Source organism: Virgibacillus kimchii (genome assembly GCF_055379185.1).
The window spans coordinates 105,782-120,318 of record NZ_AP043951.1 but is presented as its reverse complement, the minus strand read 5'-3'; the positions used below and the strand labels follow the sequence as shown (position 1 = coordinate 120,318).

At 40.1% G+C, this 14,537-nt stretch carries 14 protein-coding genes; 1 reads left to right on the top strand and 13 read right to left on the bottom strand.

The window, feature by feature from the left end; genetic code table 11:
• Window positions 1-21 precede the first annotated feature (21 nt).
• From ACZ42C_RS00780 to ACZ42C_RS00725, 12 genes are all read right to left on the bottom strand, one after another.
• Window positions 22-1,221 carry a DUF4129 domain-containing protein gene (locus tag ACZ42C_RS00780; RefSeq protein ID WP_461182912.1) on the bottom strand — a complete coding sequence of 400 codons (1,200 nt, stop codon included), beginning with the start codon at window positions 1,219-1,221 and terminating at the stop codon, window positions 22-24.
• Window positions 1,211-2,431 carry a DUF58 domain-containing protein gene (locus ACZ42C_RS00775; protein WP_461182913.1) on the bottom strand — a complete coding sequence of 407 codons (1,221 nt, stop codon included), beginning with the start codon at window positions 2,429-2,431 and terminating at the stop codon, window positions 1,211-1,213. Before ACZ42C_RS00775 ends, ACZ42C_RS00780 begins: the two co-directional genes overlap by 11 nt.
• Window positions 2,428-3,372 carry an AAA family ATPase gene (locus ACZ42C_RS00770; protein ID WP_461182914.1) on the bottom strand — a complete coding sequence of 315 codons (945 nt, stop codon included), beginning with the start codon at window positions 3,370-3,372 and terminating at the stop codon, window positions 2,428-2,430. Before ACZ42C_RS00770 ends, ACZ42C_RS00775 begins: the two co-directional genes overlap by 4 nt.
• A gap of 196 nt (window positions 3,373-3,568) precedes the next feature.
• Window positions 3,569-4,837, bottom strand: a complete 1,269-nt coding sequence (locus ACZ42C_RS00765) for a C40 family peptidase (protein ID WP_461182915.1) — start codon at window positions 4,835-4,837, stop codon at window positions 3,569-3,571.
• 299 nt (window positions 4,838-5,136) lie between these two features.
• Window positions 5,137-6,411: an isocitrate lyase gene (gene aceA / locus ACZ42C_RS00760; protein ID WP_461182916.1), complete on the bottom strand. Its 1,275-nt coding sequence runs from the start codon at window positions 6,409-6,411 to the stop codon at window positions 5,137-5,139.
• 656 nt (window positions 6,412-7,067) lie between these two features.
• Window positions 7,068-7,700 (bottom strand): response regulator, encoded by a 633-nt coding sequence (locus ACZ42C_RS00755; RefSeq protein WP_461182917.1) that lies wholly within the window; start codon window positions 7,698-7,700, stop codon window positions 7,068-7,070.
• Window positions 7,693-8,733 (bottom strand): sensor histidine kinase, encoded by a 1,041-nt coding sequence (locus ACZ42C_RS00750; protein WP_461182918.1) that lies wholly within the window; start codon window positions 8,731-8,733, stop codon window positions 7,693-7,695. Before ACZ42C_RS00750 ends, ACZ42C_RS00755 begins: the two co-directional genes overlap by 8 nt.
• Complete coding sequence (liaF, locus tag ACZ42C_RS00745) at window positions 8,730-9,461, bottom strand: cell wall-active antibiotics response protein LiaF (RefSeq protein ID WP_461182919.1); 732 nt, start codon at window positions 9,459-9,461, stop codon at window positions 8,730-8,732. The genes ACZ42C_RS00750 and liaF overlap by 4 nt, the downstream gene beginning before the upstream one ends.
• A 93-nt stretch (window positions 9,462-9,554) precedes the next feature.
• Window positions 9,555-10,190 carry a PspA/IM30 family protein gene (locus ACZ42C_RS00740; RefSeq protein ID WP_461182920.1) on the bottom strand — a complete coding sequence of 212 codons (636 nt, stop codon included), beginning with the start codon at window positions 10,188-10,190 and terminating at the stop codon, window positions 9,555-9,557.
• An 18-nt stretch (window positions 10,191-10,208) separates the two neighbouring features.
• Complete coding sequence (locus ACZ42C_RS00735) at window positions 10,209-10,562, bottom strand: lmo0954 family membrane protein (RefSeq protein ID WP_461182921.1); 354 nt, start codon at window positions 10,560-10,562, stop codon at window positions 10,209-10,211.
• Window positions 10,563-10,808: 246 nt separating this feature from the next.
• Window positions 10,809-11,786, bottom strand: a complete 978-nt coding sequence (locus ACZ42C_RS00730; RefSeq protein ID WP_461182922.1) for an LLM class flavin-dependent oxidoreductase — start codon at window positions 11,784-11,786, stop codon at window positions 10,809-10,811.
• The gene (locus ACZ42C_RS00725; protein WP_461182923.1) at window positions 11,783-12,385 is read right to left on the bottom strand and encodes a DUF1836 domain-containing protein; all 603 of its coding nucleotides are present in this window, start codon (window positions 12,383-12,385) and stop codon (window positions 11,783-11,785) included. Before ACZ42C_RS00725 ends, ACZ42C_RS00730 begins: the two co-directional genes overlap by 4 nt.
• 133 nt (window positions 12,386-12,518) lie before the next feature.
• Between ACZ42C_RS00725 and trhA the strand changes: the two genes are divergently transcribed.
• Window positions 12,519-13,166 (top strand): PAQR family membrane homeostasis protein TrhA, encoded by a 648-nt coding sequence (gene trhA, locus ACZ42C_RS00720; RefSeq protein WP_461182924.1) that lies wholly within the window; start codon window positions 12,519-12,521, stop codon window positions 13,164-13,166.
• Between the two features lie 45 nt (window positions 13,167-13,211).
• Here the strand turns inward: trhA and ACZ42C_RS00715 are convergent, their stop codons facing one another.
• Complete coding sequence (locus ACZ42C_RS00715; protein ID WP_461182925.1) at window positions 13,212-14,267, bottom strand: M42 family metallopeptidase; 1,056 nt, start codon at window positions 14,265-14,267, stop codon at window positions 13,212-13,214.
• Window positions 14,268-14,537 lie beyond the last annotated feature (270 nt).

Genomic DNA, 14,537 nt, shown 5'->3' with positions numbered 1-14,537 from the left:
TAAATCTTCCAGGTCCCCTGGTCAACTTTCATCCATCTCCCTTTCTTTCAATTCCTTTTCCATTTTCCTGATTTGTTCCTTTAATTGATTTACTTCCTTTTCACTGACATCTGCTTCCCCATATCTGACTCTTTCATAAATGGTAAAGTCTGCTGCAAGGCCAATTCTTTCCATCCAGTCTTCCACGGTTTCAAATTGTCTTCTTCCCCTACGATGCTTGGAAGCTGTCCGTTCAAACTGGTAAACCATTTTCCGAACAGGATGGTCTGGTTTTTTTAAAAATGAATTTCTCCATCGGGCAAAGGAGGATGTGGACGATTGTGGAGCCATCTCTTCGCTGCTATATGAAACAGAATCATTTTTTTCTACTTTTTTAAAACGGTTGTGACGGTTTTTCCATATCCAAAATATCAGTATAGATAGAAAAAGAAGAGCTATAGCTATGAGCACATATGGTGTAATCACTTCAATGAAGGATTGACCTTCCATTTCATTCCAATATTCAGCAGCAGGATTCTCTCCGCCCTCCTGCAGTTCCTCTTCCATGCGTTCCATTTCCTGCGGTTCCAAAAAGTCAAAGAGCTGTGCAAAACCTGCAATAATGCCGCCAATTATGTCTAAGATTCCTTGAAAGGCTGTTACAATAATAAACCTGATGCCCTCAAATATCAGGAATAATAATCCTGCGCCGGCTGCCAACAACCCAAGAAAATAAACGGATAATTTCTTATCCAGTTCTTTCCGTTCGCTTTTATGAATGACCATCAAATGACTGGTGATATAGCCAAATATAACAGTCACAAACAAAAGCAGTGGGTATATCATGATTCTCTTATCCTGGATGAGAATACTATTCAGTGCAATTAATCCCAGCGTAATCAAGATATAATTATTTTCCCTGCTAATTGCCTCTTCCCTGCGTATATTAATATACCGCCAAATAAATACACCTGTAAAAAGAATCGTCAGTATGAGGGGATAATCCCATAAATAAAAAACGGTAAATAGAAATGGGGCAAACAATATATACCATAAATAACTCACCGTAAACTTAGCCAGTATGGAAAAAATAATACATACGATCAGCACTATGACAATATAATTTCCGTAAGGCACCCACATGAAACGATGGTGAAAAAAAGGAAGCACAAGTAAAAATAAAATAATCATTTCACTTAAAAAATGGTAGGCATAGGTTAAAATAGGATGATTATTTCGCATTGCTCATCCTCCCGTCCCTTGTCAATGGACGAACAATGGCTTCGTCACCTGCATCTGATATATGAAACACACTATGCTTTGCCTGTTTCCAGGATTTCATTAATTCAGCCGTACCAGAAGGAACTTCCCCGATAATAACTATTGTTTTCGGTTTGTAAAAATGTTTTCCAAGCCGGTGAAGCATCTGGTTAAACGGGACAATCATGGTCTGCTTATGTACTCTTGCCAGCATCTCGAGGGCATGGCCATAATGCATTTGGCCAGCTCCCTCCGGCAAATGAATATACGGGACCTTCCCTGGTTTTCTTGTATTCAAAAAAATTTCAAAGGGAACATCTTTTTCCGTTGCATAATGACAAAGATATGCAGTATAAGATAGTAGTCTTTCCATATTTTTATTAAACGCAGACATATTCAAATGATTCTGCTGTCCGATATTTACAATAAAAACAAAGGATCTGTCGACCATTTTTTCATATACATTTGTTTGCAGTTTTTGTGCCTTTACCGAGGCGTTCCAATTAATTCTTTGGAATGGATCGCTATAACTGTAGTCTCTTGTGCCCCGGGGACTTTGCACATCTTCAAATGGCGAAAATGCAGCATAGCCGCTGCCGGGCATCATATGAAAACCAGCCTCCACTCCTTGTACCGGCAGAAGTTCAGGAAGTACGATATATTCCGTGTAATAAAATTTTCTGTATTTCATGGTGACCCGATCAAAATTAAATAGGTGAGGGAATATAAGCGTAATATCATTGATTTTCGCCACTCCCCTATGCTCTGCACGAACAGGCAATTCAATGATCGTCTTTTTTCTGCGTAATATAGATAATGGGAAATGGATTGTTTTCCAATATTTCTTTTCATTTGTAACATGGTCATATGCTTTCACGGCTGATCCTGCCTGTAAATTCATTTCCCCATTGACAAATGGAAATATTGATCTGTTTTCCAGCTCAAGTGTCAGTTTTGCTTCATCTCCAGGAAATAATTTGATTGTTTTCTTTGGATTTTGCAAGACCAGCTTTTTCACAATGTCCTTATCATACTTCCGGTAGATCAGCGCAAAAACAATAAATAATCCTACTGCAATAAAAGCAATAGCATGTTGAAATAGAATTCCTATCAAAAAAAACACAAGAATGGCAGCTATTACATAGTCATAACTTTTCAGTTGCTGAGAACCGAATTCCCTTTGCCACGTCATTCACTTACGGCTCCTTCTTCCACTGGTACAGCTACCATCCGAATGATCTCATCCACAACCTGGGCAGGTGTTTTTTTAACGGAACCATCCATTGTCAATATAAGCCTGTGTTCGAATACATATGGCACAAGTTTTTTAACATCATCCGGTGTAACATAATCCCTGTTTTGCAGAAAAGCAAAGGCTTGAGCTGCGCGCATTAAAGCCAGCATTCCTCTTGGACTCACTCCCAGCTCTACATCATCATGTTCTCTGGATGCGTGAATAAGTGAGAGTAAGTAATCGGAAACAACCTCGGACATGGTGATCTGCTGGACCTGCTCCTGCATTTCCCTGATCTCTTCAAGCGTCAGAGAGACATCTATATCGTCAAAAGGGTCCCTTGTACGGTATGTATGTAAAATATTTTTCTCTTCTTCCTTGGACGGATAGCCCAGGTCAATTTTTAATAGGAAACGATCCAATTGTGCTTCCGGCAGTGGAAATGTACCATAATTACTTTCAACCGGGTTCTGTGTCGCGATAACAGTAAATGGTCTATCCACCGTAATGGTTTCCCCGTCAATCGTTGCCTGGTATTCTTCCATTACTTCAAGCAAACTGGACTGTGTTTTAGGTGTAGCCCGGTTGATTTCATCCGCCAGCAGGACATCTGTCACGACAGGCCCGATGCGCAGCTCAAATTCCTGTGTTTTCGGATTGAAAAAACGAATACCTGTTACATCACTCGGCAGAACATCCGGTGTAAACTGCACCCTGCTGAAGTTTCCGTCCATGACTTTTGCAAAGCTTTTTGCCAGTTTCGTTTTACCTGTCCCCGGCACACTCTCCAAAAGCACATGCCCCTGGGCCAGCAATGCTACATACAATAAATCAATCACCTCTTGTTTCCCGTAAATGACCTTATTTAATGCTTCTCTTGCCCGATTCATTTTTTCCATAGTTCAACCCCCTGTTCATCTTAAGTGACTGCTTATTTTCATTATACTAAAAAATATTCAATAATTCATACGAGTGAAAGGAAAAGAGTTTGATGGAAGTAGACCATAATAATCTCAATGTGAAGGGCAGAGCCATAAAAAAAGATTGAAAAAATCCACCTTTATTTAAAAAAGGTGGATTTTTATAGCTTATTTTTTAGTTTACGCGACGTACATGCCCGTCAAATCTTTCTCCCCAATATCCGCTTGTCATACTTGCTACATCAACACCTGTTGAACTTTGGGATCCGATAAATTGTCCGTTTCCTACATAAATTCCAACGTGTGAGCCGCCTCTGAAGAATACAAGATCTCCAGGTTGCATATCACCGGTAGATACTCTTGTTCCTGTATTTGCCAAAGCCCCTGTAAAGGATGGAATCGACTTGCCTGATTGTGCAAATGCCCATGATACAAATCCGGAACAATCAAATCCACTTGGGTCTTTACCAGCCCAAACATACGGTGTTCCCATTTGGCTGTATGCTGCTTCAATTGCACTTCCGCCACTAGGAGACGGATTATTCGTTTCTGTGCTTGTCTGTGTTATATTTCCGCTTGAATCGCCGGAATCACCTGATTCAGAGGAAGAACCTCCTTCAGACTGCGAACTTTCTTCTGAAGCTACTGCTGTTTCCGCCGGTGCAGGCGCTGGCTGTCTGGCAGCTTCAATGTTTTCCCTTACTTCTCTTTCCAATGATGCCAAACTGCTGTCTTCCATTTCCAATTCTTCCACTAATGCAGTTAATTCGTTTTCTTTATCTTTCAATTCCTGTTTCTTTTCTTCATTTTCCTCTTGCTGTGCTTCAATCGCACCCAGAATATCTTCCAGATCCTGTTTCATTGCTTTCAACTCATCCAGCTTGTCCAATACCTGATCCTGTTTATCCTTTACTTGACTCTTATCTTCTTCCTGCTGTTCAATTAATTTTGTATCCGAATCGGCAATTTTATTTACTGCTGAAACACGGTTAATGAAATCACTAAAACTTTGTGCACCGAAAATCACTTCCAGGTAGTTGATATCCCCTCCGCTTTTCTGATAGGAAACCATACGGTCTTTCAGGATATCATGACGCTTTTCAATCGCTTTTTCCAATTCTTCAATTTCTGCTTCCAAAGCATCTACTTCTTCTTCTGTTTTGGCAATGTCTTCTTCTGTCTCATCCATCGCTTGTCTATTTCGTTCCAACGCTTCGGATACACGTTCAATTTCATCATTTAACTCTTCCAATTCTATCAGCACATCTGCGATTTCCGCTTCAGCATCTGATAGACTCTCTCTCAATTCTGCTCTCTCATCCTGTATTTCCGACTGTCTTTCTTCCAGCTCTTCCACTGTATTTGCGTGCGCAGTTGTACTGAAAAACGCACTCCCCAAACCTACCACAGCAACTGTGGACAAAGTAATAATCGACTTTCTCAATTGTATTCCCCGCTTCCCTTTCCCACCCTGTTTATGTATGTACTACCTCTATGTATCTATTTCAAAGGTGGGATATATATATATTATGTACTATGTAATCTATTTTCTAGACAATTCGTAGTATACCATCAAAAGTTTTCATAGAGATTATAGTAATGTTACAATTGTATTTCATTTGTGACACGAAACGTCTTTTTATATTAAAAAAGTACTTATCCCCTGCGACGGGAATAAGCACTTTTAGACATTATCCTGGAAATATCCGGTTTCAAAACTTATTTCGTAGGGTGCGAAGAATTCTACTTTGTAAATTGTGCCTCTTCTGTTGACCCTTTTAAAGCTGCGGTGGAAGAAGTACCTCCTGAAATCACCTGAGCTACCTCGTCGAAGTACCCTGTACCTACTTCACGCTGATGGCGGGTAGCAGTATAACCGTATTGCTCGCTGTCAAATTCTTCCTGCTGCAACTCGGAATATGCCGCCATTCCATTATCTTTGTATTTTCTGGCAAGATCGAACATACTGTGGTTCAAAGCATGGAATCCGGCTAATGTAACAAATTGGAACTTATAGCCCATTTTACCCAGTTCTCTCTGAAATTCCTCAATTTCTTTGTCTGATAGTTTCTTTTTCCAGTTAAATGATGGTGAACAGTTATATGCCAGCAATTTGTTCGGGTATTTTTCATGGATAGCATCAGCAAACCGCTGTGCTTCCTCCAGATTTGGCTCTGCAGTCTCACACCAGATTAAATCTGCATATGGAGCATATGCAAGCCCTCTCGCAATCGCCTGATCCAGGCCTGCTTTTGTTTTGTAAAAGCCTTCTGTTGTTCTTTCCCCGGTAATAAACTCGTGATCATATTCATCCACATCACTTGTTATCATATCCGCTGCATTGGCATCTGTTCTCGCCATAATGATGGTCGGTGTTCCCATTACGTCAGCGGCAAATCTGGCTGCGATTAAATTTCTAACCGCATTTTGTGTAGGGAGCAATACTTTACCACCCAAGTGACCGCATTTTTTCTCGGAGGAAAGCTGGTCTTCAAAGTGAACAGCTGCTGCTCCGGATTCTATCATGGATTTCATTAGTTCAAATACATTTAACTGACCCCCGAATCCTGCTTCCGCATCCGCAACAATTGGTGCAAACCAATCAATTTCCTCATTTCCTTCAGAATAATGTACCTGATCTGCTCTTTGAAGCGCCTGGTTAATTCTTTTGACAACATTCGGAACACTATTTACCGGGTATAAGCTTTGATCCGGATACATTTGACCTGCCATGTTGGCATCAGCGGCTACCTGCCAGCCGCTTAAATAAATAGCCTTTAATCCTGCTTTTACTTGTTGTACTGCCTGATTTCCGGTTAAGGCGCCAAGCGTATTTACAAAATCCTCCTCGTTGATCAGTTTCCATAGCTTTTTGGCACCTCTTTCAGCGAGTGTGTGCTCAATATCAATGGAACCCCTCAGACGAATAACATCCTCAGCTGTGTATGGTCTTTCCACCCCTACCCAGCGTATATCATTGTCCCACGATTTTTGGATTTGTTCAGCACGATTATTCATTTTACTTTTCCTCCCTGTAAATATTGTTTATATGATGCAAGAAACCGGGCAAGATATCCTGGTTGTTTTAAAGGAAGATTCTTGTGTTAGGAGCAAAATTTTATCCGCCCGCTTCCTGATCTTTACAATTAGTTTTTTCCTCAAAATGACTACAGATTGATTTAAAACCAGCCAGTGGTAACCATTCCCTTGTTGTAATACATAACCCTAAAATCACCAATGTTATATAACAGAGTAAACAAAAAATTAAGCGTCCTTCTTGGACAGACAATAATCACATTCAGTCAAATAGTGGCGAGCCTCAATTTCTTTTCCACATTCTGTACAAGCTACGTATTTCGTTTCTGTTTGCATGTGAAATCCTCCTTTTTTTATATAACAGGTTTTGTTTCTTTGTTTTTTGTTATAATACAGTGTATGCTAAATTAATCTTTATTGCAAGGATTTTTTTTAATTTTTTCAGGAAATTTAAAAACAGTAGGTGCCAAACCGTGCTGAGTCAAGGTTTGTAGGTTCTAAATATTTTTTGTAAATTACTCCATCTGTACTAAAACAGATTATATAAATAGGCTGTTTGAATTTTAATGCCGGATATAGTAGTAGGAAGTCTCATTGAAATGAAATAAAAAAACACGGAAAGGTTTACCCTTTTCGTGTTACTTAACCAGATTATGTTTAAATGCATATATTACTGCCTGTGTACGATCCTGCACCATCAGCTTTCCCAAAATATTACTAACATGGACTTTCACCGTTTTTAATGAAATAAATAATTCATCGGCAATTTCCTGATTTGTCTTCCCCTGAGCAACGAGCAGCAGGATCTCCATTTCCCGCTCTGTCAACTGTTCATGCAACGGATCCTTTTCAGGCTTTCTCATTTTGTTCATAATTTTTCCGGTTACTTCCGGTTCCAATATAGTTTCTCCGTTATAGGTGGAGCGTATGGCATCAGCAATCTCACTTGCTTTGGAAGTTTTCAGCATATAGCTCGTCGCACCGGCTTCCAATGCAGGATAGACTTTATCATCATCCAGAAAGCTTGTAACAATGATAATTTTTGCTTCAGGCCAGCTTCCAATAATTCGTTTGGTTGCTTCAATGCCGTCCATTTCTTTCATGACCAGGTCCATTAAAATAATATCAGGCTTTAACTCCAATGCCAGTTTTACTGCTTCTCCCCCATCGTCCGCCTCTGCGATCACATCAATATCAGCCTGGGCGGAAAGGTAGGCGGAAACACCAATCCGCACCATTTCATGATCATCTGCAAATAAGACTTTAATCATCTTTTTCACCTTCTTCGGTTAAATTGGGAATCTTCACTTCGAGCCTTGTCCCTTGATCAGGCAAACTGACGACCTTGAAGTTTCCGCCAATTTCCTGTGCCCTTTCCCGCATGTTTTGCAGTCCGAATGAATTCATTTTTGTCTTCTCCATATCAAATCCAATCCCATTGTCAACAGTTCTTAATATAATGGTTTCATCCCTTTCCACTAAAAGGACATGAAGTTTTGTTGCTTTTGCATGCCGTAAAGTATTGGAAACACCTTCCTGCAGTATACGGAACAACTGGTCTTCCACTCCTTTATCTGCATGAAAATCCTCTATTTTCCAATCCACTTCCATCGGGACCTTCTGGGTTAATTCCACGAGTAGCTCTTTTACGCCTTCCTGCAGTGATTTTCCCTTTAAAGCAGCGGGGCGCAGATGAAGAAGCAAAGCACGCATTTCCAATTGAGACTGATGGATCATATTTTCAACGAGATTGAGCTGTTTTTTCATTTTCAAATCTTCCGGGGGATTCGTATCATTAATCGCCGACATCATCATCGATGCAGCAAACAGCTGTTGACTGACAGAATCATGCAATTCCCTTGCCAGGCGATTTCTTTCCTGGACCACGATTTCCTGTAGACTTTTTTCCCGTTCATGTGCTCTATCTGTGGCTAAGCGCTGTGCTTTTTCCTGTTGCATACGAATTCGTTCCTGAATTTGTTCCATGTATGATTCAATTTTGTCCAATTCCTTATACGGCTCCAGATCAGCAGTTAATTTTTGTCCTTTTGAAATATCGGAAAGCTGCCTTTCCACCCGGAGAAGCCGTTGCCTCCAATATACTCCTGTGACTACACCGATAATCACACCGGCAAACACTGGAATGACTATTACGAGCAGTAAAAATGAAATGTCGGCTACCTGCTTCTGAAAAAGAAGGGACCAATCATTCATAAAAACAAAAAATGTAAAACTAACCATTACGATCGAAATGATCAAGGTGAATAAAACAGCAGTAAATACGTGTTTCAGTATCATACTCATATACGCTTCACCTCGATATCTCCGGATAATACCGTGGTGATAATTTTGACCCGGGATGAGTTTGTATCATAGTTGGGTGTCCGGTATATAAGGGATTGATTGATTAATTTTCGGTTATGCTCTCCCAATATGTGTGCCCTGCCAAAGACAGAACTGTGATGAACACTTACTTCCACTTCATAAGGAATTAATATTTCTATGTTCCCCACTACATGTCTGATCGAAATCACTACTGTATCTTCCGGAAGTACTGTATTACTCAAATCTATCACCCGGTCGCCAAAAGCACCGTGTATATTAATGTCCCGCCATTCGTAAACTGTATCATCCGTTGTTTGATCTCCAAAGATCTTATGATCAAATAATGGTTCTGTCTCGATAATTGGATCTGTGATTATTTCCTGTTCACTGGATAGCTGGGGATAAATCCTTTCAGCTTCCTGTTTCGACTTGGAATAATTAACAAAAAATAATACAATGGCCGCTAAAATAAGAAAACGGACGGCCAGCATATTTAATATAGAGAAGATGGCAGCTACAACACCGAGCCAAAACAGGATTTTTCCCCATAATTGATTAAAGTTCTTCCAGCCAACATAAATCAATACAGCAGAAAATAAAGCTGATGCGATCATGCCGCCATGAAAAAATGCAAGCTCCAAAATGAAGAGGACCACCCCGATGATTAATATCCAATTGAATGTATCTGTTTGTAGATGTTTAAACATGGCAGTGATCCTCCTTTCTATGTAAAACAGACGCGAGAGCAGTCGCGCCTGTTTTAGTATAGCAGATTTTCCGAAAAAGCTTTAGCGGAAAATTTAATTTGCTCTTTCCTGCTCTTTCATTTCCCTTTCAAGCTTGGCAATTTTACTGTCAAATGTGCTTTTGTAATAGTCACTGTTGACCTTATATTCCAATCCTTCGATGTACTGTTCGATCTCTTCAAATTTTGAAAAAGATGCATCACTTACTTTATCGACGACACGATTAATCTGATGGGTTGCTTTTGCAATATTTTCCCTTCCCATTAATTCCATTCGCCTAAGATGCATATCTTTCAGTTTATGCTTCATCTCTTCATATTTTTGTTCCAGTAATTCCAGCTGTTCCAAAGCTTCACTTCTGGATGCCTTCATTCGATCTGCCCGGTTTTGGTATTCCTGCTGCTCTTTTAAAGCAAATTGATACATTTCTTCTTCCCCGGCTTTACGAGCAATTTCCGCCTGTTTTCCCCGCTTGTCCGCGAGATCCTGGGCTTTATGGTATTCCCTGGTGAATTCGTCCTTTAACTTATATTGCCTGTCCACCAGCTTTCGTACTCTTTCCTTTTCCTGCTCACTTTTGCGTAAATAATGATTCAACGCTGCCACCGGGTTATTCTGCTCCTTCTTGTCCATTAAATCATGAAGATCTGACGAAATAGAATCCTTCATACGTGTAAAGATATTTGTCATAGTAAATCTCTCCTTATTTTATTTTTTTAAATCTGCCCACTCACGTTCAAAATTTGTAAATGGATCCCCATCATCCAGCACCTTGACATCGGGATCATCGCTTTCTTTGTTCCAGCTTTTATAGATGAGATATAATGCATAAGCTGCTGCCACGCCAATTACTGCATATATGTTTGAAAAAGTAATGCTTAAAATGATGAGTCCTAAAATGATCCATCCTATTTTCCCTGCTGGCGAATCACTTTGAAGGAATTTTTTAAAGATGATATAGAGCAGCCAAATGCTTAATCCGAGCAAAACCATCGGTCCCAGGTTGGCCAGAAAAATGAGCAGGGCAACCAGTCCGCCAAGAAATAATAAAAACTTCTTCATTTGTTAGCGCCTCCTTCCTCTTATCTGTCTCTATCATACCGGTGAGGAGGCTCTTTGGTAATGAACCCGGGATATATTTTGGGATAGGTCTGAAGGCTTATTTATCATTGGACTTGTGGTATAGAGTGTTTATGGGTTTGGGTATGCGGCTTGGAACGAGGGGATTTATGGGAGTCGAGCGAAATTCCTTGCGGGGCGAGCGATATTCTTTTGGCCGAACGTTTCCACGTTCGGCGCATATTTCTTCTACAAGCCGCATGCTTCTGCTATGAGTTCGTATGATTTCCTTCTGACATCATAACTGTGGGTAATGGTCACTATCATAAATTCATCCGTACCATATTGCACCTGGAGCTTTTCCAGTTGCTCTTTTACCTCTTGCGGGTTGCCAATGATCATATTGTTTTTCATTTTTTCCAATTTGTTTTTCTCTTCATTGGAAAGTTCATATGCTTTTGCTTCTTCCACCGTGGGTACCCCGGATTTTCCTTTACCTTTTTCCTGCTGCAGCTTCCAAACCAAATCACTTAACGCGCACTCTTCCGCTTCCTCCGTTGTTTCAGCGCAGACAGCAGTTACGGCAATGAGTGCCCGGGAACCGCCACTTTTGTAGTAATCTTCCACTATTTCAGGTCCGTTTTCCCCTGACATAAAATGGCCGAAAGCATAGTTCATTCCTTTTTCGACCGCTAGTTTGCCGCTTTTTCCACTCGTTCCCAACAGCCATGGAACTGGGGGTACATTCGGCACAGGTCTTGCTTTTATTTTGGAAAATAAATGACCGTCCGGAAAAGAACCATTTAAAAATGCCAGCAAATCATCCAGTTTATCCGGCATCTTCCGGACATTTTCAAGAAAATTATCAGATAACGCCATGGTTACCTCTGCCGATCCGCCCGGCGCCCTGCCAATACCAAGATCGATTCTCCCGGGATTTAGGGTAGCCAGCATATGATATCTTTCTGCTATATTAAAAGGCTTGTAATGTGGCAAAAGAACAGCACCTGCTCCTATGCGGATCTGTTCCGTCCTTAACCCAATCATACCAAGCAGCACATCCGGTGCCGGACTTGCCAAGCCTGGAAGATCGTGGTGCTCTGCCACCCAGTATCTCGTATAACCCAAACGGTCAGCTGATTGTGCCAGTTCCAAGGTGGCGGTTAATGCTTGCTGTGCAGTGCTTCCGGAAGATACGGGTGCCTGATCAAGGATACTTAATTTCATTCTTCCACCTCTTTGTCTTCATTTTTTGCTTCATTTTCCTGTACATGATCGACCAGTTTCTCTGCAGCTTTCCGGTAAAAATTACTCATCATTGTAAAAGATGCTATTAATAATAATTGTTCAAGATAATCTGCTTCATCATCCCCCAGTTGCTGAACTGCTTCTTTTGTTTGTTCAGTATGTCTTCCTATCGTTTCTTCAAAAATATCATAATTTACTTCCAGCAGATGATTATATTTTTTATATAGATCTTTTACTGAAATAGAGTCATCCACAACTTTTTCATTCAGGCGCGCCAATGTCTGTTTAACATCCTGAATGGATAAAGAACCTTTCATCTGATAAATCATACTGATCAATATGACATGTTCCTTTGAATACCTTTTATTTTCTATTGGAAAAAATAATTTTCCTTTTGCGTAATTGTTAATCATTGTTTTCGTCAGGACTTTTTCTTCTTCATTGCGCTTTGTTCCGGCAAACTTCTTTTCAAATAACTGAATAACCTGATCCATATAAAGTTCAAGATCGGGGATTTCTTCAAGGGATAAATGGGTATCTAAATGTATATCCTTTATCATATCATGAATATTTTTCATCTATAAAATCTCCAGTCTTATCATTTACTACCAATTATAATAGAAAAAAATAACGCGGTAAAGCTTGACTACATAATAATATACCTATATTATTAACATATAGTTTTAAAAACTACATAAGGTGGTTGGTAATATGACGATATCAATTCGGGAACCAGTGAATGGTTTTACTCATTTGTTTGGGGCAATTTTAGCGTTTGTGGGACTTTTGGCATTAGTTATTAAGGCAACTGCAGTGACTGGGGATTTTATTGCCATTATGTCCGTTATTATTTTTGGGGTAAGCATGATACTGCTCTATGCAGCTTCAGCGACCTATCACATGGTGGTGGCTGATGATAGGGTGATTGCATTTTTGCGGAGAATTGATCATTCGATGATTTTTGTGTTGATCGCCGGCACATACGCGCCATTTTGTTTAATCAGTTTAAGTGGAACAACAGGATGGATTTTATTTACGATCATCGGCTTGCTTGCTTTAATGGGAGTGATCTTTAAATTAGTTTGGTTTCATGCACCGAGGTGGCTGTCCACCGCATTATATGTACTAATGGGCTGGATCGTTATTTTTTTCAGTGCAGAACTTGCACCAATCATTGGTGTTGGTGGAATGACTTTCCTTGTCCTCGGGGGGATCATTTATACTATTGGAGCGCTTATTTACTGGTTAAAACCTAACTTTTTAACCTTTAAGCATTTTGGTTACCACGAGATATTTCATATATTTATTATGTTCGGCAGTTTATTTCACTTTTTTTCTGTATATTTTTATGTGTTGTAATAACAATACGAACACACTTTCAGCGAAGTGTGTTCGTATTTTAGTTTAATAGGATACAAGTGACGATTTTACATAATGATATAATAACTTTTCCGTCTCCTCCAGTGAGTTTTCATGTGTTCTTTCATAGGCATGGGAGGAATCAATACCAGGGCCGATCAATCCATGAATAATATCGTGCCCTGCCCGGATTGCAGCAGATGCATCCGAACCGTAGTAAGGGTAAATATCCAGCTTATAGCCAATATTATTTTCTTCTGCCAGTTCGGTCAGATGCTTGCGCAAACCATAGTGATACGGACCGCTTGAATCCTTTACACAAATGGATACCGTATATTCATCTGTGGATTGGCCATCCCCCATCGCGCCCATGTCGACTGCCATATATTCCACCGTTTCCGGCGTAATATTGGAATTGCCCCCGTAGCCGATTTCTTCATTATTGGAAATAAGAAAGTGAGTGGTATAAGGCAGTGTAATACCTTCTTCTTTTATTCTTTTGATCAGCTGCAGCAATATTGCTACACTCGCCTTATCGTCCAGGTGGCGTGATTTGATAAAACCATTGTCCGTCATTTGAACACGTGGATCAAAAGATACAAAATCCCCCACTTGGATCCCCAGTTTCTTTATATCTTCGTCATTTTCGACTCTCGCGTCAATGCGAACTTCCATATTTTCCTGATTGCGCTTCGCTTCTCCTGCATCTTTATAGACATGTACAGATGTTTGGTGCATAAGAATCGTGCCTGTAAACACTTGTCCATTTGAGGTATGTATTTCACAATATTCCCCTTCTATGGCATTGTATTTAAAACCGCCAATCAAATCCAGACGCAGCCTGCCGTTGGATTTAACCTCCTTTACCATGGCACCAAGCGTGTCCACATGGGCAGTAAGCATTCGTTGTTCTTTATTGTTTTCGCCGGGAAGTGTGGCGATCAAACCTCCCTTGCGATTTCGTCTTGTTTCCACTTGCAGGTCTTGTAAAAACTCCTCTGTAAATTGGATCACTTTTTCGGTATATCCTGAGGGGCTGGGAATCGAAACCAGTTTTTCGATCAGGGATTTTGTTTCTTTTATGTCCGGATATGCAGTCATTTTTATTACTCCTTCCTCATAGCGTTGCTTTTAATTATTATTTTAGCACTGTATGCGGGATTCTGCATATAGTGATGACAGGTTTTTAACGTTTTCATTCTTAGGTGAGATTTTGTTTGTAATTCATCTGAAGGAGGATTGTTAAATTTACCACCCAAATTAACATCACTTCCTATACGACGCGGAGAGTGAAAGGCTTCATGAAATTTTTATGGGAGATGAAGGTTCAACTGAAGGTAAAGTCCACTTAAAATGTCCTTCATAATGGTA